The 22,093-nt window shown below is 61.1% G+C and carries 21 protein-coding genes; 13 read left to right on the plus strand and 8 right to left on the minus strand.

What is annotated here, in order from left to right; translation table 11 throughout:
* Positions 1 to 95 precede the first annotated feature (95 nt).
* The 4 genes from ACIPSK_RS11670 to ACIPSK_RS11685 all read right to left on the minus strand — a co-directional run bounded on the left by ACIPSK_RS11670 (position 96) and on the right by ACIPSK_RS11685 (position 2,021).
* On the minus strand, positions 96 to 473 hold the full coding sequence (locus ACIPSK_RS11670; protein WP_162117354.1) for a hypothetical protein: 378 nt from the start codon (positions 471 to 473) through the stop codon (positions 96 to 98).
* Positions 474 to 696: 223 nt separating this feature from the next.
* On the minus strand, positions 697 to 1,086 hold the full coding sequence (locus ACIPSK_RS11675) for a hypothetical protein (RefSeq protein ID WP_026154197.1): 390 nt from the start codon (positions 1,084 to 1,086) through the stop codon (positions 697 to 699).
* A 137-nt stretch (positions 1,087 to 1,223) separates the two neighbouring features.
* Positions 1,224 to 1,544: a DUF982 domain-containing protein gene (locus ACIPSK_RS11680; RefSeq protein ID WP_170255185.1), complete on the minus strand. Its 321-nt coding sequence runs from the start codon at positions 1,542 to 1,544 to the stop codon at positions 1,224 to 1,226.
* Positions 1,545 to 1,679: 135 nt separating this feature from the next.
* Positions 1,680 to 2,021: a hypothetical protein gene (locus ACIPSK_RS11685; protein WP_017964772.1), complete on the minus strand. Its 342-nt coding sequence runs from the start codon at positions 2,019 to 2,021 to the stop codon at positions 1,680 to 1,682.
* 243 nt (positions 2,022 to 2,264) lie between these two features.
* Between ACIPSK_RS11685 and ACIPSK_RS11690 the strand changes: the two genes are divergently transcribed.
* The 7 genes from ACIPSK_RS11690 (at position 2,265) to dusA (ending at position 14,209) form a co-directional block, all read left to right on the plus strand.
* A complete protein-coding gene (locus ACIPSK_RS11690; protein ID WP_017964773.1) occupies positions 2,265 to 4,055 on the plus strand; it encodes a glycoside hydrolase family 15 protein in 1,791 nt (596 codons plus the stop codon).
* Positions 4,056 to 4,394: 339 nt separating this feature from the next.
* Positions 4,395 to 7,448 (plus strand): excinuclease ABC subunit UvrB, encoded by a 3,054-nt coding sequence (gene uvrB, locus ACIPSK_RS11695; RefSeq protein ID WP_017964774.1) that lies wholly within the window; start codon positions 4,395 to 4,397, stop codon positions 7,446 to 7,448.
* A 204-nt stretch (positions 7,449 to 7,652) separates the two neighbouring features.
* A complete protein-coding gene (locus tag ACIPSK_RS11700) occupies positions 7,653 to 8,039 on the plus strand; it encodes a GNAT family N-acetyltransferase (protein WP_026154198.1) in 387 nt (128 codons plus the stop codon).
* 364 nt (positions 8,040 to 8,403) lie between these two features.
* Positions 8,404 to 11,139 (plus strand): metal-binding protein, encoded by a 2,736-nt coding sequence (locus ACIPSK_RS11705; RefSeq protein ID WP_162117355.1) that lies wholly within the window; start codon positions 8,404 to 8,406, stop codon positions 11,137 to 11,139.
* A gap of 445 nt (positions 11,140 to 11,584) precedes the next feature.
* Positions 11,585 to 12,052 carry a DUF3828 domain-containing protein gene (locus ACIPSK_RS11710; RefSeq protein ID WP_162117356.1) on the plus strand — a complete coding sequence of 156 codons (468 nt, stop codon included), beginning with the start codon at positions 11,585 to 11,587 and terminating at the stop codon, positions 12,050 to 12,052.
* Positions 12,053 to 12,810: 758 nt separating this feature from the next.
* On the plus strand, positions 12,811 to 13,023 hold the full coding sequence (locus ACIPSK_RS11715) for a cold-shock protein (RefSeq protein ID WP_003540801.1): 213 nt from the start codon (positions 12,811 to 12,813) through the stop codon (positions 13,021 to 13,023).
* Between the two features lie 184 nt (positions 13,024 to 13,207).
* Positions 13,208 to 14,209 carry a tRNA dihydrouridine(20/20a) synthase DusA gene (dusA, locus tag ACIPSK_RS11720; protein WP_162117357.1) on the plus strand — a complete coding sequence of 334 codons (1,002 nt, stop codon included), beginning with the start codon at positions 13,208 to 13,210 and terminating at the stop codon, positions 14,207 to 14,209.
* 37 nt (positions 14,210 to 14,246) lie between these two features.
* On the opposite strand, the gene ACIPSK_RS11725 is transcribed toward dusA, so the two are convergent.
* Positions 14,247 to 15,203, minus strand: coding sequence for a S1C family serine protease (locus ACIPSK_RS11725; protein WP_162117358.1), 957 nt, complete (start codon positions 15,201 to 15,203; stop codon positions 14,247 to 14,249).
* 497 nt (positions 15,204 to 15,700) lie between these two features.
* On the opposite strand from ACIPSK_RS11725, the gene ACIPSK_RS11730 reads away from it, so the two are divergent.
* From ACIPSK_RS11730 to ACIPSK_RS11755, 6 genes are all read left to right on the plus strand, one after another.
* A complete protein-coding gene (locus tag ACIPSK_RS11730; RefSeq protein ID WP_162117359.1) occupies positions 15,701 to 16,537 on the plus strand; it encodes an alpha/beta fold hydrolase in 837 nt (278 codons plus the stop codon).
* A gap of 103 nt (positions 16,538 to 16,640) precedes the next feature.
* Positions 16,641 to 16,856: a hypothetical protein gene (locus ACIPSK_RS11735; protein WP_162117360.1), complete on the plus strand. Its 216-nt coding sequence runs from the start codon at positions 16,641 to 16,643 to the stop codon at positions 16,854 to 16,856.
* Positions 16,857 to 16,902: 46 nt separating this feature from the next.
* Entirely contained in the window at positions 16,903 to 17,139 is a 237-nt protein-coding gene (locus tag ACIPSK_RS11740; RefSeq protein WP_260058948.1) for a hypothetical protein, read from the plus strand.
* A 196-nt stretch (positions 17,140 to 17,335) separates the two neighbouring features.
* Positions 17,336 to 17,545 carry a hypothetical protein gene (locus tag ACIPSK_RS11745; protein ID WP_017964784.1) on the plus strand — a complete coding sequence of 70 codons (210 nt, stop codon included), beginning with the start codon at positions 17,336 to 17,338 and terminating at the stop codon, positions 17,543 to 17,545.
* A 307-nt stretch (positions 17,546 to 17,852) separates the two neighbouring features.
* Complete coding sequence (locus ACIPSK_RS11750) at positions 17,853 to 18,347, plus strand: BA14K family protein (RefSeq protein WP_162117362.1); 495 nt, start codon at positions 17,853 to 17,855, stop codon at positions 18,345 to 18,347.
* 177 nt (positions 18,348 to 18,524) lie between these two features.
* Positions 18,525 to 18,881 (plus strand): hypothetical protein, encoded by a 357-nt coding sequence (locus ACIPSK_RS11755; RefSeq protein WP_162117363.1) that lies wholly within the window; start codon positions 18,525 to 18,527, stop codon positions 18,879 to 18,881.
* A 127-nt stretch (positions 18,882 to 19,008) separates the two neighbouring features.
* On the opposite strand, the gene ACIPSK_RS11760 is transcribed toward ACIPSK_RS11755, so the two are convergent.
* From ACIPSK_RS11760 to ACIPSK_RS11770, 3 genes are all read right to left on the minus strand, one after another.
* Positions 19,009 to 19,908: a DUF3313 domain-containing protein gene (locus ACIPSK_RS11760; RefSeq protein ID WP_162117364.1), complete on the minus strand. Its 900-nt coding sequence runs from the start codon at positions 19,906 to 19,908 to the stop codon at positions 19,009 to 19,011.
* A 160-nt stretch (positions 19,909 to 20,068) separates the two neighbouring features.
* Positions 20,069 to 21,421, minus strand: coding sequence for a sensor histidine kinase (locus ACIPSK_RS11765; protein ID WP_162117365.1), 1,353 nt, complete (start codon positions 21,419 to 21,421; stop codon positions 20,069 to 20,071).
* Positions 21,421 to 22,092, minus strand: a complete 672-nt coding sequence (locus tag ACIPSK_RS11770) for a response regulator transcription factor (RefSeq protein ID WP_017964789.1) — start codon at positions 22,090 to 22,092, stop codon at positions 21,421 to 21,423. Before ACIPSK_RS11770 ends, ACIPSK_RS11765 begins: the two co-directional genes overlap by 1 nt.
* Between the last annotated feature and the right edge of the window lies 1 nt (position 22,093).

Here is a 22,093-nt window from a genome sequence, read left to right on the forward strand (position 1 = left end):
CACCGGTGCGTTTCTGAAAACAACATCGCATGGCCGCAGTCCGGTATCTTCTCCCAGGGCCGAAAGGTAACGCTTCCGAAGCCTCGCCTCTTTTGTCAGTACTTCATATTCCGCAATTCGGGAAAATCATAGTAACGCAGCCGTTCGTCGTGGCAGCGATGGTCGTTCTTTTTCAGGTACAATATCATGTCGTCTTGCAAGCCCAGGCCGATATAGGACCAGTTCGGGTTGGCACGTTCCGTCGTGCGCGTGCAATAAGCATAAATCTGCTTTTCCGGATTAAGCAGAACCACGCTTGAAATCTCAGCCTTTACGAAGTTCCCCGGTTTGATGGTTCCACGCAAAGCGTCGACGTATTCGCGTCGAACCGCGTTGGAAGGCGGCCGCTGGGAATCGACAACGGACTGCGGCGCCGGAGTCTGGCAGCCAGACAGTGCCAGCGGGACAGCGCAAACAAGGATTTTGATTTTCATTCTGTTGGATCTCCCTCTATCAAAGTTGTTGGACCGGCTTTCCCGGAGGCTATGGCTGAAAGCAGCAATGTCGCAGCCTGTAGTTCGACGCTCCGCCCTGCGGGCTGCGCACCTCAGCATCAGGATGGTCGCAGGATGCCGCGCCTCAACGACACCAAATGCCTGTCGCGCACCGATCAACAAAGCCTTGAGCGGCGGCGCGGTCGGAGCCCTCGCCCCTGCGTCAGGTCTTCATGCCGGTCAGTTCAGGAAACGGGTAATAGCGCAGCCGCTTGTCGCGGCAGCGATCGTCATTCACCGTTGCGCCTAATATTTTGCCATCTGTGAAGGAGACGCCGAGGTAGGCCCAGTCTCCCCAGCCGCGCTTGGGCACCAAACGCACGCAGTAAGCATAGATCTTTTTCTCAGGTTCAAGCACCACCACGCTGGAAATGCGGGCCCATACGACTTCTCCTGCTTCGTGCCGATAACTTCTCTTGAACACGATATTGATGAAGTTCTGCCGGACGTCATTCGAGGGAGGACGCTGGGAATCCGCAATGGATTGCGACACCGGGGCGTTGCAGCCGGCCAGTATCAGCAGTGCGGCACAAGCAAGGACTTTCATTCTCATTCAGTTGAATCCCCAAAGAATCGGAACGCGGCGACGCTCCGTATTTCCTACAAACACAGCGGGAATAATATTTGCAATACATGAAAGGAAACATTGTTGGCGCTGCGGGACGCGCAGATCTAGCAGCGTCACTCCACCTATACCGCAGGGTTCAAGGCGGAGGCTTCTGCGCCGTCTTCATCATCATTGATCGTAACGCCGGCTTCCAACGCGGCCAGGATGAAGGCCTGCCGCACCGTCTCGGCCGGCATGCGCCCGGCAAGCCAGGCGCGGCAGAAATCGATCGCCCTCTGCTGATGGACGCCGCCATTGACCGGCCAGTCCGAGACAAGTGCATAAAGCGCATCCTGCGGTGAGCGGAGAACCAGGCGTTCGCCGGTGTCGAGGTCGATCGAGATCGTCTTTTTCCAGAAGGCGGAATGGTCGCTAATGGCAGTTGCACCTGAAGCTGAAGTCACAGGAAACTAACTGCGGAAGGCCGATTTCGGTTCCGATACGAGGGCAACGGGTGGCGAATGGATATTGAAAGCAGGGTCGCCCCGGCCAATGCCCACTTTTGGCCGGGGCGATTTCGATGGTTGCCGCCCCGGCTGTCAGCCGGGCAGCTTGCAGCCCTTGCTCAGTCCAGCGGATTGCATGGCCGAAACCTTACCTTTGGACGCGGCAATTTCGCCTTCCTTGTCTCCCCCGGCGACGCTGCCGATGGGGACGCCGACCAGGAAGACACCGAAAGCATCACCGTTCGCTGCGCTGATCTGCTGCTTGGACAGGTCGTCGAGCTTGGCCTTCTCTTTCTTGTGTTCCACTGCGAGCGCCTCGCAACTGAGGTTCGTATAGGCCGCCATCGGAATATCGACCTGGACGATGGCGTCAGGACGTTTGGCGCAGCCGGCCACTGCCGCGGCCGCCGCGAATGCAATGATGATCTTGTTCATGAATGGTCCCCAATTCCCGCAGCAGCTGTAACATCGCCGCGCGCAATGCGGGAGCCGGCAGAGCCTTCAACCACAGACTTTTTTTATCGGGACACTCCCGTTCCGGATTGGCATTGCTGACATGCCCCATTGATATCCGGAGTTTACATGATAGCCGCCCGCCGACCGCCCGTTAGTTTCCGCGCTTGACCTCCGCGCACGGCCTCTACCTAAAAGCCAGACTGCTATGCAAAGGAGGCTGCGGTGTCGGTACCCATTGAGGACTACGCGCTCATCGGCGATTGCGAAACCGCCGCACTCGTCTCGAAGAACGGCTCGATCGACTGGCTCTGTTTTCCGCGCTTCGATTCCCCCGCCTGTTTTGCCGCCCTGCTCGGCGGCGAGGATAACGGCTTCTGGTCGTTGTCACCGTCAGGTGAAAATGTCCGCGTCACGCGCCGCTACCGCAACGATACGCTCATTCTCGAAACCGAGTTTCAGACAGAGACCGGCACCGCCGTTCTCATCGACTTCATGCCGCTTCGCGATAGCACGAGCGATCTGATGCGCATCGTCGAGGGCAAGAGCGGCACTGTCGCCTTCGATATGGAACTCAACCTTCGCTTCGATTACGGTCGAACCGTTCCCTGGGTCACGCACGGGGAGGATGGCGGCATCATCGCCATTGCCGGCCCGGACAGGCTAACCCTGAATTGCGCCGTCCCGCTCGAAGGCCGCGGCCTGAGCACGGTCGGCTCCTTCCAGGTTGCCGCTGGCGAGAGCCAGATCTTCATCCTGACCTGGTCCCCCTCGCATATACCGCAGCCGGTTCAGCGGCAGGTGGAATATGCGCTGCCGGACACGGAGGAATTCTGGCAATCCTTTGCCGCTGCCTGCCCGAAAGTGGGCCGGTGGACGGAACAGGTCAAACGCTCGCTCATCACGCTCAAGGCACTGACCTACATGCCGACGGGCGGCATCGTCGCCGCGGCGACGACCTCCCTGCCGGAAAAGATCGGCGGGCCGCGCAACTGGGACTACCGCTATTGCTGGCTGCGCGACGCGACGCTGACCCTGCTCGCCCTGATGAAAATCGGCTATTACGAGGAAGCCAGTGCCTGGCGCAACTGGTTGCTGCGCGCGGTCGCCGGCGTCCCGGCGCAGATGCAGATCATGTATGGCGTCGCCGGCGAGCGCAATCTGCTGGAATGGCAGGTTTCCTGGCTGAGTGGCTACGAGGGCTCGACACCTGTACGCATCGGCAATGCCGCTGCCGAACAGATGCAGCTCGATGTCTATGGCGAGGTGGCCGACGCCATGCTGCAGGCCCGCAAGGGCGGGCTTCCGCCGCATCACCGCGAACGCGAACTGGCGGCGGCCATTCTGCCCTTTCTCGAAAAAATCTGGGTGGAGCCCGATGAAGGCATCTGGGAGGTGCGCGGCCAGCGCCAGCATTTCACCTATTCGAAGGTCATGGCCTGGGTGGCCTTCGACCGCGCCGTCCAGATTGCCAAGGTGGACGGCGAGCCCGAGGCCGCCGCACGTTGGCGCACGCTCGCAGATCACATCCATGCCGAGGTTTGCGAGAAGGCTTTCGATCCCGAACTCGGCTATTTCGTACAGGCCTACGGCTCCAAGGCGCTTGATGCCAGCCTGCTTCATCTGGGCATGGTCGGCTTCATCCCGCCTGATGATCCGCGCTATGTCGCGACAGTCGAGGCGATTGAGCGCAAGCTGCTGCGCGATGGCCTGCTGCTGCGCTACGAGACGCAGGAGGTGGACGACGGCCTGCCGCCAGGCGAAGGCGCGTTCCTCGCCTGCAGCTTCTGGCTCGTCGACGCCCTCGGCATGATCGGCCGCCGCGACGATGCGCTGCGCCTGTTCGAGCGGCTGCTTTATATCTGCAACGATGTCGGGCTTCTGGCGGAAGAATATGATCCCGCCGCCCGCCGCATGCTCGGCAACTTCCCGCAGGCCTTCAGCCACGTCGGGTTGATCAACAGTGCGTTGAACCTCGCGCCCCTGGAGGGGCCGGCGGACCAGCGTTCGGCTTGATGGGGGATCAGCCCGGTTTGTACCGTCGAAAAAGACCCCTCCCCAACCCCTCCCCACAGGTGGGAGGGGCTAATCCGGCGGCACTACCCTCGCTTCTTCCGAAACGCTGAAGATTTGGAAAAGCGGGTGCCGCAAGTTAAGCCCCTCCCCCTTGTGGGGGTCCGAAGGATGGGTCGAGACCCGTGGCTCGACCCCGGCATCCTACCGGATGGGGTTTGGGGCGGGGTCTTTTAGTATCACGCGAGCGTGAGACTATTCAAAAATCCGAACGATTCATTCGTTTCCCTTTTGTACTCTTTCCCTCTTCACTTTCGCCCTGACTCCCTCCATATTCCCGCCATGGCCAGATCTCCGAAGAAATCCCCCGCCCCGAATGGCTTCGAGGAAGCTCCCCAATCGTCTTTTGAGGGAGCCCCGCTCTCAGGCTCGGTTGCCGATTGGGTGAAGCAGCTGGAGGCCGATGCCGAAGCCTCGGGCGTCGAGACCCAGCGCCAGATCGCCTCCAAGGCCGGCAAACATCGCAAGAAGGTGGAAATCGCCGCCAAATCGGCCGAAGGCCGCAAGCCCGAACGGGCGTCCGAGCCGTTGCGAGGCCCTCGCGGAGCGAAGGCGCAAAGCGCCGACAGCGTGAGCGCTTCAAAGAGTGCGCGCGGCACCTCCATGGGCGGCTCGACCGACCCGAAGACGCGCGCGGCCGCCGGCCTCAATCCCGTCTCCGGCATGGATACGACGCTGGAGGAGGCCTCGTCGTTGCAGGCCGGCACCGCCGTCACCGCCACGGTCGAGGCGCTGTCGGCGCTGATCGAGAGCGGCAATCCGCTGCACAAGAACGGCAAGATCTGGACGCCGCACCGCCCTGCCCGCCCCGACAAGTCAGAAGGCGGCATCGCCATCCGCATGCAGTCGGACTACGAGCCGGCCGGCGACCAGCCCACAGCCATCCGCGATCTCGTCGAGGGGCTGGAGAATGGCGACCGCAGCCAGGTGCTGCTCGGCGTCACCGGCTCCGGCAAGACCTTCACAATGGCCAAGGTGATCGAGGCGACGCAGCGCCCGGCCGTCATCCTGGCGCCGAATAAGACGCTGGCCGCCCAGCTCTATTCCGAATTCAAGAATTTCTTCCCCGACAATGCGGTGGAATATTTCGTTTCCTACTACGATTATTACCAGCCGGAAGCCTATGTGCCGCGCTCCGACACCTATATCGAGAAGGAATCCTCGATCAACGAGCAGATCGACCGCATGCGCCACTCGGCAACGCGCTCGCTGCTCGAACGCGACGATTGCATCATCGTCGCCTCGGTCTCCTGCATCTACGGTATCGGCTCGGTCGAGACCTATACGGCGATGACCTTCCAGATGTCGGTCGGCGACCGGCTCGACCAGCGCCAGCTGCTGGCCGACCTCGTCGCCCAGCAATACAAGCGCCGCGATATGGATTTCACCCGCGGCAGCTTCCGGGTTCGCGGCGACACGATCGAGCTCTTCCCCGCCCACTTGGAAGATGCCGCCTGGCGCATCTCGATGTTCGGCGACGAGATCGACGCCATCACCGAATTCGACCCGCTCACCGGCCAGAAGGTCGGCGACCTGAAATCGGTGAAGATCTACGCCAATTCGCACTATGTCACCCCGCGCCCGACGCTGAACGGCGCCATCAAGTCGATCAAGGAGGAACTGAGGCTTCGCCTCGCCGAGCTTGAGAAGGCCGGCCGCCTGCTCGAGGCCCAGCGCCTGGAGCAGCGCACCCGCTACGATATCGAAATGCTCGAAGCCACCGGCTCCTGCCAGGGCATCGAGAACTATTCGCGTTATCTCACCGGCCGCGACCCCGGCGATCCGCCCCCGACGCTGTTCGAATACATCCCCGACAACGCCCTCGTCTTCATCGACGAAAGCCATGTCACCGTGCCGCAGATCGGTGGCATGTACCGGGGCGACTTCAGGCGCAAGGCGACGCTGGCCGAATACGGCTTCCGCCTGCCCTCTTGCATGGACAACCGGCCGCTGCGCTTCGAGGAATGGGACGCCATGCGCCCCGACACCATCGCCGTTTCGGCCACCCCCGGCGCCTGGGAAATGGAGCAATCCGGCGGCGTCTTCGCCGAACAGGTGATCCGCCCAACCGGCCTGATCGACCCGCCGGTCGAGGTCCGCTCGGCCCGCAGCCAGGTTGACGATGTGCTCGGCGAGATCCGCGAGACATCGGCCAAGGGCTACCGCACCCTCTGCACCGTGCTGACCAAGCGCATGGCCGAGGACCTGACCGAATATCTGCATGAGCAGGGCATCCGCGTCCGCTACATGCACTCCGACATCGACACGCTTGAACGCATCGAGATCCTCCGCGATCTTCGCCTCGGCGCCTTCGACGTGCTCGTCGGCATCAACCTCTTGCGCGAAGGCCTCGACATCCCCGAATGCGGCTTCGTCGCCATTCTCGACGCCGACAAGGAAGGTTTCCTACGCTCCGAGACCTCGCTGATCCAGACGATCGGCCGTGCCGCCCGCAACGTCGACGGCAAGGTCATCCTCTATGCCGATCAGGTCACCGGCTCGATGAAGCGGGCGATGGAGGAAACCAGCCGCCGCCGCGAAAAGCAGATGATCTATAACCAGGAACACGGCATCACCCCGGAATCGGTCAAGGCCAGGATTTCCGACATCCTCGACAGCGTCTACGAACGCGACCACGTCCGCGCCGATATCTCGGGCGTCTCGGGCAAGGGCTTCGCCGATGGCGGCAACCTCGTCGGCAACAACCTGCAGACCCATCTCAACGCGCTCGAGAAGAGCATGCGCGACGCCGCCGCCGACCTCGACTTCGAAAAAGCCGCCCGCCTTCGCGACGAAATCAAACGCCTCAAGGCTGCCGAGCTGGCGGTTATGGACGATCCCATGGCTAGAGAAGAGTCAAAGGCGATGGAAGGCGTCAGACGGAACGCCAAAGCGACCCGCGAATCCCTTCTCCCCGCCGGGGAGAAGGTGCCCGGCAGGGCGGATGAGGGGGCCACCCCCTCCTACTTCTCCAGACCCAGCCTCGACGACATGGGCCCAGGCACCGACACCACTACTCCCCTCTTCCGCAAACCCGCTCTGGATGAGATGGGCCGCGACATCGCCGAGCCCACAAAGAAGACCCTCTTCCGCAAAAACGACCTCGACGAAATGACCGTCGGCCGAACGGAAAAGCCGGTCACCGGCGCGCTGCCGGAAAAGCCCGAAGCCGCCAAGAGCACGAAGCGGTTTTCACCGCTGCTGGAGGGCCAGCCGGAACGCAATGACGTGCGACCGGTCGTGCGCGGGAAGACGGGCGTGGGGAGCTATGAGGATCCGGGCGAGCAGAAGCGCAAGAGCCGGACGAAGGGGAAGACTGGGCGGCCGGGACGATAACGACAAACCGACCAACCAGGCGGCCTGGTTTAAGATAGTTTTGTGTGTCGCTGGGTCAGCCGCGCCTTTCGTAATCGGCGCGGTTGACGAATCTCGGATGCTAACACCATGGGTGCGTGTCTAGGCAATCGCTTTGGAGACACCATGGGCGATTTTATGGATCAGCCTTTCTGGCTTGCTGCGTGTCCACGGACGGAATTCCCCATGCCAGAAATTCGCATCGACCCTTTCCCGTCCGCCGCCGAACTGAACGCGCTCTTTTCCGCCGCCTGGGGCAGCCCGCACGACCGCGATTTCACCCCTATCCTCTCCCGCAGCCTCGCTCATATCGGCGCCTATCAGGACGACCGGCTCGTCGGCTTCGTCAACGTCGCCTGGGATGGCGGCATCCATGCCTTCATCCTCGATACATCGGTCCATCCCGACATGCGGCGGCAGGGGATTGCGACGCGGCTGGTCCGGGAAGCGACGAGGGTTGCGCGAGACCGCGGCGCCGAGTGGCTGCATGTCGATTTCGAGCCGCACCTGACCGGCTTCTACCACGCTTGCGGATTTACTTCGACTGAGGCGGGACTCATCAAGCTCGTGTGAGGCCTGAACAGGTCGAAGCCAACACCAACCTACGATAGTGGCGCGACCGTCGCGCGGCGCAGCATTACCGAAGAACTCGCTGAAAACACAATTTTCGCGAGAGCATCCCATCCGAAAACGAAAGATAATACTATTTACGAAACCAAAGCGTGACTTTGAGTTCTCGAATTAAAATTCGCTTCCCAGTATTTCATCCTTAGTTTTTCATTAATTAGCAATGAAAAGATACAATTTTGCATTGAAAACTTAATCAGGGATTGGCATAGATCCCCGAGGGGTTGTCGTCCGCCGAGCAATAAAACAGTTCTTTCGCGGATGTCTCATATTGCCGAGTACAACGCATCTTTGGGGAAAGATATATAATATGGCCTTGAATATTCTGGACACGAACGGCGCCACAGTTACCAAGACCGGCGCTGAGTTCGAAGCTTACGATGTCATCCGCGACTCTGAAGCCACTCCCCTCGCCGCTGTCACCCTCGCCGTCTCAGGTTCCGGCGTGGCAAACCTGGCCGATGAGCTGGGATCGGTTTCCGCCGAGGTGACAGGATCGAGCAGCGCCAATGTCATCACGACAGGCGCAGGCAACGATACCATATTGGGCGGTGGGGGCTCAGACACGCTGAATGGTGGTGACGGCAATGACCGACTCTTCGGTGGGACCGGCAATGACGTGATCAAGGGGGGCTCGGGCGATGACACGATTGGCGATGGTGATTATTTCGCCGACGTCGCTGAAGTCTTCGATATTGATGCGGGCATTGGCAACGACACCGTGATTTTGGAAAAGGGCCCCTTCGTCCAGATATCCGGAACAGTCGACGGCGGCGCCGGCACCGACACGCTGCAGGCCGAGGATATGACGGGCCTGATGATCAAGAACTTCGAGATTCTCGGAACAGGGTCAAACGGTGTTACCGGATCGTCCGCGCAGTTCGAAAGCTTCGACAAGATCACTACTACCTCCCAACTTGGCCTCTACTTGCATTTGGCGGACAGTGGCCATGTCGACCTCTCCGAAGAGCTGATGGCCGATCGGGTCTTCATCTCTGGCGCCCTTAACACTTCCGGTATCAACGTCACGACTGGAAGCACGCGAGACTACTTCACCGGGACCGCCGGCAACGACGTCATCGACACCGGCGCCGGCGTCGACATCATCTATGGCAATGATGGAAATGACATCATAAGGAGCGGCACGGGCAACGACACGATCACCGATGGTAAGCTCTTCGGATCCTCCCCTGAAACCTTCGACATAGATGCGGGCGACGGCGCAGATACCATAACCGTGCAGACCAACGCTCATCTACTTTCCGGAACAATCGATGGCGGTTCTGGAATTGATATTCTGCGAGCCCCCTGGCTGCAGGGCCTGACGATCAAGAACATCGAAATCCTTGAAACGGCGGGATCGATGGTTGCCGGTTCGTCCGCGCAGTTCGAAAGCTTCGACAAGATCGTCTTCTCGAACAGCCCCAGCGACCAGAACTCTGGCCTCGGTCTGATGTTGACGGACAGCGCCCATGTCGATCTTTCCGACGAACTGGCAAGCCGTGGGTCCTACATCACCGGCAGCGCCTCCGGTATCGACGTGACGACGGGCGGCGGCAACGACCACTTGGAGGGAACCGCCGGCAACGATACTTTCGATGGTAGCGCAGGCAACGACGTGATCAACGGCTATGCCGGCAATGACACGTTGACCGGCGGCGCAGGCAACGACCAGATCTTCGGCGGCGCTGGAAATGACATTATCCGGGGCGGAACCGGCGACGACAAGATCACTGACGGCGATAATATTTCCGCCGCCCCCGAGACCTTCAATATTGATGCGGGCGATGGCAACGATGCCATCAACCTGCAGACACATTCTTCCGCGATTTCCGGAATGATCGACGGCGCCGCCGGCATTGACACGCTACAAGTCATCCAGCCGACCTTGGGTCCCGGCATGGAATATATCGGGCTTGCCGGCCTGACGATCAAGAATGTCGAAATTCTTGCAACAGCAGGAGCCGAGGTTCTCGCTTCGGCCGCCCAGTTCGAAAGCTTCGACAAGATCGTCAAATACGACAAGCCGGGCTACGAGAATGATGTCCTCGCACTGACTTTGACGGACAGCGCCCATGCCGATCTCTCCGACGAGCTGGCCAACCGCCACGTCGACATTTTCGGCACCGCCTTCGGCATCGACGTCAAGACGGGCGGCGGCGACGACTATTTCTTCGGAACCGGCGGCAATGACAGATTCGAAGGCGGCGCCGGCAATGACGTGCTTTTGGGCGGTGCGGGCATTGATACGGCGATCTTCTCAGGCAATTTCGCCAACTACTCCTTCGCGTTGAACAATGGCAGCCATATCCTGACGAGCGTCCTGGAGGGCAAGGATACGCTGACCGATATTGAATTCGCCCGTTTTGCCGACGGCGTCTACGATTTTGCCAAGGGAAAGTTCACGTCCGACGGCAGCAACAGCGCGCCCACCGATATCCAGCTTTCGAAAACCTCCCTATTGGAAAGTACCCCGATCTGGACCACGGTCGGCCTGCTCAGCGCCAAGGACGCCGACGGCGACACGCTGACCTATACGCTGATCAACGGGGCGGACGACCACTTCCGGCTCAACGGCAATCGCATCGTCACCTCGAAGGCGCTGGACTACGAGACGGACAAGTCGCACACGATCAAGGTCGCTGTTTCCGACGGCAAGGTCACGGTCGAAAAGGACATCACGATCAACGTCCTCGACGTCAACGAGACGCCGGTCAACAAGGCGCCTGTTAATCTCGCCTTCTCGCGCAGCTCGGTCTCCGAGAATATCGCGATCGGCACCTCGGTCGGCCTTCTCTCCGCCGTCGATCCGGAAGGTGACACGGTGAAATGGCGGCTGACGGACGATGCCGACGGCATCTTCAAGCTCGTCGGCAACAAGATCCAGACGAAGGCGGCGATCGATTTCGAAAGCACCCATAGCCTGACCTTCACCGCCGAAGCTTATGACGCGGCCGGAAACGTCACCAGCCACGATTTCACGCTGGCTGTGAAGGACGTCTTCGAGCCGTTGGTTTCGAGCTTGCCGCATGAGGCGTTGATTTAGCCGCGACCGGATTGCATGCGATGCAGAGTTGCATCGTGATGGACTTAAACACAGAGGTGGGGCTTGCGGTTATGCAAGCCCCCTATACAAAGTTGATTGGCGTTCTGATCGTCTATGGATACGTTGCCGAGGGTAGATCGGTCCACCTTTCCTCACTCATTCCTCTGCCTGTCACAAGAATCCAGCCACGGCGCGCCCGCGCCGTGAATGACTCTGTGGCAAGATAGAAACTCTCCTGCGCCCAGAGACCTGGGCGCACTGGTTATGACGAGCACAGGAATTGGCGAGGTGGGTAGGCTGGCGTACGCGCCCAAACCCCAACAAGCGCGGGGCCATTCATCAACAGCGATGGCCGCGCCAAACCCTGGTAACCACCGCCAAAAATGCCGCTCCACCTCCGCGCCCGATTCCGCTATGATTCACCGCTCATCCGAGGAGAGTTCGCATGCGCCTGCCCACATTCATCCTCGCCCTCGCCCTGTCGGCGCTCGCAGCCTTGCCCGCATCAGCGGCGACCTACAAGACGCCGAAGGCGCTGCTCAAGGCGCTCTACAGCTACGACACCGACAACAGCGACGCCGAGGCGCCCTCGCCCTATTCGACTTTCTTCTCCGACCACCTGAACAAGCTCCTTCAGACCGATCTCGACAACACACCGGAGGGTGATGTCGGCGCGATCGACTTCGATCCCGTGATCGCGGGTCAGGATGGCGCGGCCAGCGACGTCAGGATAGGCCAACCGATCCTGCTGGATGACAAGGCCGAGGTGGAGGTGGAGTTCGAGAACGGCGACGAGGTGACGCTCTTCTATACCCTGGTCCGGGAACACGGCGGCTGGAAGGTCGATGACATCGCCAACCAGAAAGGTGATAATCCCTGGAGCCTGAGCGGGTTGCTGGGGGATGCGCAGTAGGTGGGCGGCCGTTGGGGCCTAGCCTACGACGAGGATGGAGTGGACAATTGCACTGGCTGTAGAATAAAAGCCGCAGGCGCCAAAGAGAGCCCTCATGGTGAGGAGGCCCAGGGGCCGTCTCGAACCACGAGGGCGGGCGTGGAAGCTCCTCCCACCCGCATTCCACAAAGCCCCTATGCAGAATCGAAGGCAACGGCGCCGGTGGCCGCCCCCGTCCTTCGAGGCTTCGCCCTGTGGGCAACGTACAAGGATGAGGGCGGAGCAAAGACGGCGCGAGGATCACTAGAGAGCAGACTCTGCGATCCGCCTTACCATGAAGACTGATCAGCGTGCCCGCCGCCCCGTCCGCCCACGAAATCCCTGCCCGGCTATCGAATCCGTCCGTCATCCCGTTTCGGCACGGAATCCCGCTATGGCACAGGCGTGCAAGAATCCGCTAACCCATCGTCAAGTATCTGAATCTTCGGCATTTCCCGACATCGATGCGGGCATGCCACAATAATCCCGCTTGCTTTTTGCCCGAAATGCTGGCACGAATTGACTTACTCGGGCATTTGCATGCCGGTGACTGGACTGATGTGGTAATCCCTTCCGTTTGGAAGGCGGCGCGGGACTACCCGCCTACGTAGACGTTCTTTCCCCGTACGTGACTTCTCCGACTGACCCTTCGCCCCAATCGATCGGGGCGAAAGCTAAAGCCGTCCGCTTCCTCTCGGGGGCGCGGATACTACACAGACTAAGGGAAAAGGACGATCCCAATGGCCACCAAGGGCACCGTAAAATTCTTCAACCAGGACAAGGGTTTTGGTTTCATCACGCCGGACGGCGGCGCAAAGGACGTTTTCGTCCATATCTCTGCGCTGCAGGCTTCTGGCATCCAGTCGCTGCGCGAAGGCCAGCAGGTTACTTTCGACACCGAGCCGGATCGCATGGGCAAGGGCCCGAAGGCCGTCAACATCTCGGCTTCGTAAGTCAGACTTCCGCTCACGCGGCATGAACGGCGCTCCGCAAGGGGCGCCGTTTCTGTTTGCGGCGCTGCCATCATTTGTCGATCGCACCGGCAAGTGTTATATGCGCGCTTTATGGATGCCCGCCCCACACGGCGGTGACCGCGCCGCGCTGCGGCACCTGGGAATAAGGAACAATGGAACGTTGATGACGCAGAAGAGGCCGATTATTGCGGTCGCCCCGATGATCGACTGGACGGATCGGCATTGCCGCTATTTCCACCGACAGATCAGCCGCGAGGCGCTGCTCTACACCGAGATGGTGGTGGCGGATGCGATCATCCACGGCCCGCGCGACCGGCTGCTCGGTCATGACGCTGCCGAGCATCCGCTGGCACTACAGCTCGGCGGATCGGACCCAGCAAAGCTTGCCGAGGCAGTGAAGATTGCCGAACCCTACTTCTATGACGAGATCAACCTCAATGTCGGCTGCCCCTCCGACCGCGTGCAGTCTGGCACCTTCGGCGCCTGCCTGATGCTGACGCCGGAAACGGTGGCCGCATGCGTCGCGGCGATGAAGGCGGTGGCGACCGTGCCCGTGACGGTGAAATGCCGGATCGGCGTCGACGAGCAGGAGCCGGAACAGGCGCTGCCCGAGCTGATCACCCGCGTTCTCGATGCCGGCGCCGATGCGATCTGGATCCATGCGCGCAAGGCTTGGCTGAAGGGCCTGAGCCCCAAGGAAAACCGCGAGATCCCGCCGCTCGACTACGAGATCGTCTATCGGATGAAGCAGCGCTGGCCCGATGTCTTCATCGGTATCAACGGCGGCATCCGCACGCTCGACGAGGCGGCAAGCCACCTCGCCCATGTCGATGGCGTCATGCTCGGCCGGGCCGCCTATCAGAATGCGGCGATCCTAGCCGACATCGACCAGCGCTTCTTTGGTGCGCCTGCGGCCGAACCGGATTGGGAAGGGCTCTGTAACCGGATGATGGCCTATGCCGAACGCCACATCGCCAGCGGCGGCCGGCTGCAGCACGTGGCCCGTCACATGGTCGGCCTCTTCACCGGCCTGCCCGGCGCAAGGCGCTATCGCCAGATCCTCTCGACCGATGCCGCGAAAACCGGCGCCGGGCCGGAGGTGCTGGCGGCAGCCTTTGCGGCGGTGGATTTTTCGGGAACGGAGCAGGAGGCGGTCAGCGCCTGACGTAGGTGACGTCTCGTCATGGCGCCGAAGTGCGGCGTCAGGACCGCGCCATCGGCAACAAGACCTTCTTCTCGATCCGGCCCGCCACCGAGAACACCTGGATCTCCGTATCCCTGCCGATCCTGCTGCCATCCATCAATCGGACGATATCGTCGACGCCGCCGACAGGACTGCCGTCGATGGCGAGGATATAATCGCCCTCCTGCAGCCCTCCCTTCGCCGCCGGCCCCTCCGGCTCGACGCGGCGGATGCGAACGGAGGTCGTTTGTACCGTGCCCGCCGCAAGGGCCACCCGGCGCGGCAGCACGATCGTATCGCCTGCTATGCCGATGAAGGCGCGCCTGACCTGGCCATAGCGGAGAATCTCCGAAACCACGAAATTGGCCGTATTCGACGCCACGGCAAAGGCGATGCTCTGCGCGCCCTGGATGACGGCAGTGTTGACGCCGATGACCTCCCCGCCCGAAGACACCAGCGGCCCGCCCGAGTTGCCGGGATTGAGCGCCGCATCGGTCTGGATCACATCCTCCATCAGCCGGCCGCTGGCCGCCCGCATCGACCGGCCGAGCGCCGAGACGATGCCGGCGGTAACAGTCCACTCGAAGCCGAGCGGATTTCCGATCGCGATCGCGATATGGCCCCTGCGCAGGCGCTGGGAATCTCCGAGCTTCGCCCAGGCGCCGGTGCTTGTATTGGCGCGAATGAGGGCGATGTCGGTATCCACATCCCGGCCGAGCACGCGGCCCTCGGTAACGAAGCCGTCAGGCGTGGTGATGCGAACGACCTTGGCGTCATCAACGACATGGTTGTTGGTGATGATCAGGCCGTCAGGCGAGACGGCGAAACCCGAACCGTGCCCCTGCCGGCCGGCCGCCCTCTCGATCCGGCTGACCGCCGGCCCGACGATGTCGATTGCTGCTGCGATCGATTGCGAATAGGCATCGATCAGCGCCCCGTCGTTCTGAGGCGCGATGTTTTTATCCATGTAACCCATGATTTGATCCTCAGGCGGCAATAACGGCCGTCCCGCCGACGGCAAAGCCGTCGCGGTTGCGACGGTCCGCCATGACGCTGTTGTATGAGGATTAGATGGTTGGGCGATGAACCGCGTTCAAGTGAGCGCCGGCAGCTGCATGCACGGCAGAACGGGAGCCCACCTACCCCGGACAGATATATTGAACTACCCGGACGGATATATTGAACGAATATTAAAAAAATGGCTCATTACAGACGTTGCCCTTAAACCAGAGCAGCCATGCGAAATGGGCGCGTTTCCACCCATCCTCGCGGAAACATACAAACTTCTGTCATATCAATAGAATAGAAAGAGGCATTCTACAAGCACATCAACATATTCGGGTTGATCAGGCGCGACCTTCTTTGCCCCTAGCCTCCGGCCCAACGGCGCTCGTGGCCTTGTCAATTCTGCCGGCAACGGCGCAAACTTCTCACCACATCAATCCAACCAACCCCAACCAATGGAGCCAAAAGATGAGCACGGTTACCACCAAGGACGGCGTCGAGATCTTCTACAAGGATTGGGGGCCGAAGACTGCCCAGCCGATCATGTTCCATCACGGCTGGCCGTTATGCTCCGACGACTGGGATGCCCAGATGCTGTTCTTCCTTGAGAAGGGCTACAGGGTCGTCGCCCATGACCGGCGCGGCCATGGCCGCTCGACCCAGGTGGGTGACGGTCATGATATGGACCATTACGCCGCCGATGCCGCAGCCGTCGTCGAGCATCTCGATCTCAGGAACACCGTCCATGTCGGCCACTCCACCGGCGGCGGCGAAGCGACCCACTATGTCGCCCGCCACGGCCAGCCGCAGGGCCGTGTCGCCAAACTCGTCATCATCGGCGCCGTACCGCCGATCATGGTGAAGACGGAAGCCAATCCCGGTGGCCTGCCGATCGAAGTCTTCGATGGCCTGCGCAAGCAGCTCGCCGACAATCGCGCACAATTCTATCACGACCTGCCGAGCGGTCCGTTCTACAGCTTCAACCGGCCGGGCGCGAAGGTCCTGGAACCGGTCATCAACAATTGGTGGCGCCAAGGCATGATCGGCGGCGCCAAGGCGCATTACGACGGCATCAAGGCCTTTTCGGAAACCGACTTCACCGAAGACCTCAAGAGCATCACAGTGCCGACCTTCGTCATGCACGGCGACGACGACCAGATCGTGCCGATCGCCGACTCCGCCATGCTCTCGTCCAAACTCCTGCAAAATGCCACGCTGAAGGTCTACGAGAAATTCCCGCACGGCATGTGCACCACCCATGCCGACATCATAAATCCCGACATCCTCGCCTTCATCAAAGGCTGATCCGTGATGTTGCCGGGCGCCGACGAGGCGCCCGGTTGCCATGAACGGCTTGCCATCGGCATGACCAAATTAAATCTCCACGCGGCTAAATTGGATGAATTCGATGCTCCGTATCAACCTGCTTGCGGCAATCGCCACCGCCATGATCTCCGCCAACTCCGCCTCCGCCGCCCCCTGCAGCAACGCAGCCGGCCACGCCGTCAAATGCCCGGCCAAATCGGTGCAGCAGAGGTCGATCGACCAAACCAGCAAGCTGCGGCAGGCAAAGGTGCGCACGCACGTGACGGATACGACCGGCAGAGTGAATTATAAATGGTGACTGGCTGTTTGCCGTCCCCACCCGGGCCGCCGGGCCATGTCGTTCGATTGACAGCCAGTACGCATTTTCCCATGAAACCGTTTTCGCCGATTTGCGTTTAGCGGCCATGAAAAGAGAACGTGAACCCTCATCAAAGGCTTATCGGCAGGATCGTTTCGAAAACACCGAACGAGCTGCCAAGGAAACCATCGAGGCGGAGCAGCGGGCCCGCCGGGAAAAAACCAAGCGGCTGAAAGAGCTGCGCCTGTCGCAGCAAGGCGCCAAGAACCCCGCAATCAAGTAGCACGCGCACGCTATCCATCAGGCCGACACACGGATCGGTTTCACATCCATCCCTGAAGCCCTCGCCCGCGTCTTCCCGTGCCTGCCCCGAATGTTTTTGAATTTCGGACCTTCGCCCATCTTGCAGAGCAAAGATCGCGAAATTATCTTTTTTCCCACGATAGCGATTCACGGCATCCAAAAAAGGGCAGATTGCGATGTCAGACAAGCTGTTTAGCACACGTGACGAACCGCTTGCCTCCGAGGACCTCGATGTGTGCAGGCGTGTTCACGAAGCTCTCTGTAGCGGGCTAAAGATCGGCAGATCAAGCAAGGAGGCCGACCGTCTGGGCGCCCTCATCATCGAGCTTTACCGCCAGGGTGTGCACGACGAAAGCCAGCTCCGATTGCTGGCCGGCGGAAGGTGAGCCTGATAGAGCGCGAGCCGGATTCGGATCAATGCTTGAAAATATCCGGCGTATTATTCTGAGGCTTCACGCCAGCGCCCGATCGACCACATCTTGTCAGCGCGGATGGGAACGGCTTCATGCGATCGCTCGGATCGCGCTCTTGAAGCGCTTTAGGACCGGGCGGTTCCTACCGTCCGGCGGCGGTGCGTAGCCCTCTTATGTTAGCGAAGGCGTACATATGCCGCCTCTTTCCATCCCAAAATGAAACCTATTCCCTTCCCCGGCGTTATCCCATCGACAGATCCGTTTACCCAAGGTGAGTGAAATGAACAGAATCGCCATCATTGCCCTGTCGATAGCGACGGCCTTCTCCGGAATGCCGGCCTCGGCAGGCCCGGCGTTCGTGCCAAGCCCGGTGCAATCGGTGCAGCCGGCGCCTCAAAGCAGCGATGCCCGCATCATGACCGTTGGCTGCAATAACTTCACCAACTGCCCGGGTCAGTTCGGCGATAATCGCATTTGGTATCGCAACCGCCACCACTATCGCGACCGGGACTACTACCGCGACCGGGACTACTACCGCGACGACCGCTATGGCTGGGATCGGCGCTACGATCGCCGGTATCGCCATCATGACAACACTGGCGCCATAATAGGCGGCTTGGCGGCCGGCGCGCTCATCGGCGGTATCATCGCTTCGCAGCCGCGCGCACGTGCCTATGGTTCGCATGCGGACTATTGCTACAGCCGCTATCGGTCCTACCGCGCCTATGACAATACCTACCAGCCGAATTACGGCCCGCGCCGCCAGTGCCAGTAATCCGGCCCATCCATCAGAGCAAGCCTCGCATGAAGATGCGGGGCTTTTTGATGCCGATGTGTCCCAAAACAACCCCGCCTGCTTTTCAACGGCCCTCAGCCGTGCTTGTCTTCCGCTCCAGCCGCGCGGGTCGAACCTGTCGAATCGCCCCGTCGCCTGACAGAGCGCGGGTGATCGATGATATCTGCAGAGACAGCAAAGCGCGGCACCCGCATCGTCCTGCTTCCCCCTGATCTGGAAAACCTGTCGGGCCTCGAAGCGGCGCTCGCCGCCGGCTGGTCTCCCGATCCGCGCCGCGCGGGCGACGAAGCCTATGTTCACGGTGGGCTTCAGCGGCTGCGCCAGGACAGATCGCGGTTTCTCGACGATTTCATTCCTGATGGCAAGTGGCGCGCCGGATCCGGATCGCCGCCTCTCTCCACCCGTCTGTTCTGGATCTGGGATGGCGAATTGTTCATGCGCGGCCCGCATCCCTCCGACAGACCTGATCAGATCAAGCTGTATTTCTGGCTGCGGCCTGGCGTCGTCGTCTGACGTGGCTGCGCGAAGGGTTGCAGACGGACGGAGCACAAGCCTTGCCCGCCTTTACTCCGTCCGTCCCGTCAGCCTGGGGCGGGCTGAATGCTGATCGCGGCGGCTTGGGCGCCGGCGCCGGATTCTCTCAATTGGTTGCCGCTGGTTTCGGCTTCTTCTCGGTCCATTGCGGCGGCGCGCCGTATTTGGCGGCCACAGCGCCCATCAGTCCGGGCGGGCGGCCGAAAGCGTCGCAGGCGGCGTATTTCGGTTTGCCGCCGAGCCAGGATTTCATCCGCTGCCCGGAGGGCAGCGAGATATCCAATCCCTTCGGCTCCTTGCCTTTGATCAGCATGCGCGAAAACTCGCTGCTGAATTTCGAAGCCAGGCTATAGGCGTCGCCGACTTCGGACACGCGGGGGTTATTCTGCAGCGAGTTCGCCCCGCGCGACCAGACGATCGCCGCCCGCTGCACGCCACCGCTATCGACGGCTTCCGCCTCGACTGCCAGCCCGCCAAGGCCGGCCGGCAGCCGCGGCACGCCGACCGGCAGTACGAAACCGGTGCCGACGGTCACGACGGTCGAAACACCCGCCATCGCCTTGTTGGTCGGCACGATGTCGGTGACGACGGAGCGAATTGTCAGATCCGCCGGTTGGCCGGCAGAGACCAGCTGATATTTGTCGCTGAGCGAAATGCAGAGCGCCCGGTCCAGAGCGTTCGCCACCATCACCCGGTCCGCGTCCGATTTGACGCGGGTCGCAGCGTTGAAAGCGAAGGTCGTCGGCACGATGCTCACCGTCTTTGCCGGGCTAAGGCGCGCCCCATCGACATAGACACGCGATTTCGACAGCTTGCCCTTCGGCGCGCCGAGATTGCTGTAGGAAGAAAGCGTGCCGGCCTCCTTCAGCGGCACCGAACTGCACCCGGCCGCGGCCATAGCGAGCGCCACCGGCAGAGCGAGCGACAAACCTCTCGACGCCCGTGGGAAGGAAAATAGGAATGGATTGCTGCGCACGCTGTCTGGCCTCCGTCGCCGATAGCGCATAACCCGGAAAATCGAAATCGAATTTCGGAAGGGATTATGCGCAGGTTTAAAGAGCTGGAGCGTCCTTGGCGCCCTAGCATCGGGCGAAAGTGGCGGTGGAGAATTGCCGCAACATTACAGTTCGTTGCCGACCGGCGAATGCGACCCAAGTCGGCCGGGCCTATACGAGTTCGATCGTTACCCTTGTTCCGGCTGCACTGCTTTCGATGCTGACCTCGCCGCCATGATTTGCGGCGACCTGCTTGACCAGGCTGAGGCCGAGACCGGCGCCCTTGCTCTTCGGGGTGACGCGATAGAAGGGCTCGAACACCAGCTCCCGATGCTCGGCCGGAATGCCCGGTCCCTCGTCGGCGACGCTGACCTTGCTGCCGGCGGAGCCCAGACGCGATACCGAGACCGTGATCATGCCCCTATTGCCGCCGTGATCGATGGCGTTGCGCACCAAATTGCTGACCGCCCGCGGCAGGGCGGAAGGGCTGCCGCGGCGTTCAATGCTCTCCGTCTCGCTTTGAAAACATATCTGGTAGCCGCCGGCAATGGCCAGCGGCGCAAGATCGGCGACCACCGTCCGGCCGATCTCGACGAGATCGACCGTTTCGTCGAGATCGGCCGCCTGGTGGTTCCGCTCGAAATCGAGCAATTGTTCCGCTGCCTCGGCCAGCCGCGCCACGTCGTCAAGCAGCCGCTGCCGCTCGCGCCCATCGGGCATGCCGTCGATGCGCGTCTGCATGATAGCGATCGGCGTCCGCAGCTCATGCGCCGCATCGATCAGGAAACGCTGGCGTTTCTTAAACTCGATCTCAAGCCGCTCAAGCGTTCCGTTAAAAGCAATCACCAATGGTGCGATTTCCGTGGGGATACCATCCACCGGCAATCGGGCTCCTTGCCGGCGGGGTTCGATTTCCGATGCCTTGCTCGCTATATCCTTCACGCCGGCCAAAGCGCGCGCTACGACGCGGGGGATCGTTAGAAAAACCCCGGGCAAAGCGATGGCCAAAAGTGGTGTGTAAATGAGGTAGGTTTTGCCGAGTATTGCCAGAAATGCGGAGCTTCTGCTGGCGTTTCCGCCGTACATCACTCTGTATTCGCCTTCTGCCGTGTCGACACGGTCGATGGAGGCGACCTCGGTCGTACCGGACGCCCCTCGTATGTCGGCGTCTTTGATGAGGTAGACGTACCGGGCTAGGTCCGCATAGGGCGCCGGTATTACGCCGTAGGAGGCCGTTTCTCCACTGGGTGTGGCGACGAAAAACCAGAGCCTGTTGTTCTCAGCCTTGAACGACCTGAGACGCGGGCTATCCGCGATAGCGATCCTACCCTGCGAGTCACGCGTAAGAGCTTCCTCGAGGGCTGCAGTCAGCTGAACCTGCATTCCTTCATTGGGCGAGAGGATGCTGGTGGCGTAAATGCAAAGACCGATGATCACCGTCGCAACAACAGCCACGAAAACGATACTGAGCTGCCAGCTGAGCGTCCACCAGAGTGAAAGGTTCGACCTGGTCGCTTGGCGCATCACTCCTCCTTCATGAGATAGCCGACACCGCGGATATTGTGGATCGCGACGCCGGCGCCGGCATCGATCAGCCGCTTGCGCAGCCGCGAAATATGCGCGTCGAGCGCATTCGACTGGATTTCCTCTTCGTAGTTATAAACCGCCGCCTCCAGTGTCGAGCGCAGCACGGTCTTGTCTTTGCGCCTTGCGAGTGCCGCCAGCACCAGAAGTTCGCGCCGGGGGAGATCGAGCGGCACGGCATCGACGGTGACGCTGAGATGCAGCGGGTCGATCACCATCCGCCCGGCGGTGATCTTGAGTTCGGCCAATTCAGGCGATCGCCGCAGCACGGCCCTGAGCCGCGCCATCAGCTCCTCGACCAGGAACGGCTTTCCGAGATAGTCGTCGGCCCCGAGGTCGAGGCCCTCGATCCGCTCCTTCGGTTCGTTCAGCGCCGTCAGCACGATGATCGGCGTATCCTTCCCCGTCCGCCTGAGCTCGGGAATGAAGCTCAGCCCCTCCCCATCGGGCAGGCGCCGGTCGAGCAGGATCGCATCGTAGAGGTTCTGCCGCGTCAGCTCGACGGCGTCGGCCAGATGCACCGTGTGGTCGGTGACGATCCCATGTTTGCCGAGTGCGGACGACAGCGCCTCGGCCAACTCCCTCTCATCCTCTATCAACAGTATCCGCATC

Source organism: Rhizobium sp. LARHSG275, from assembly GCF_052871115.1.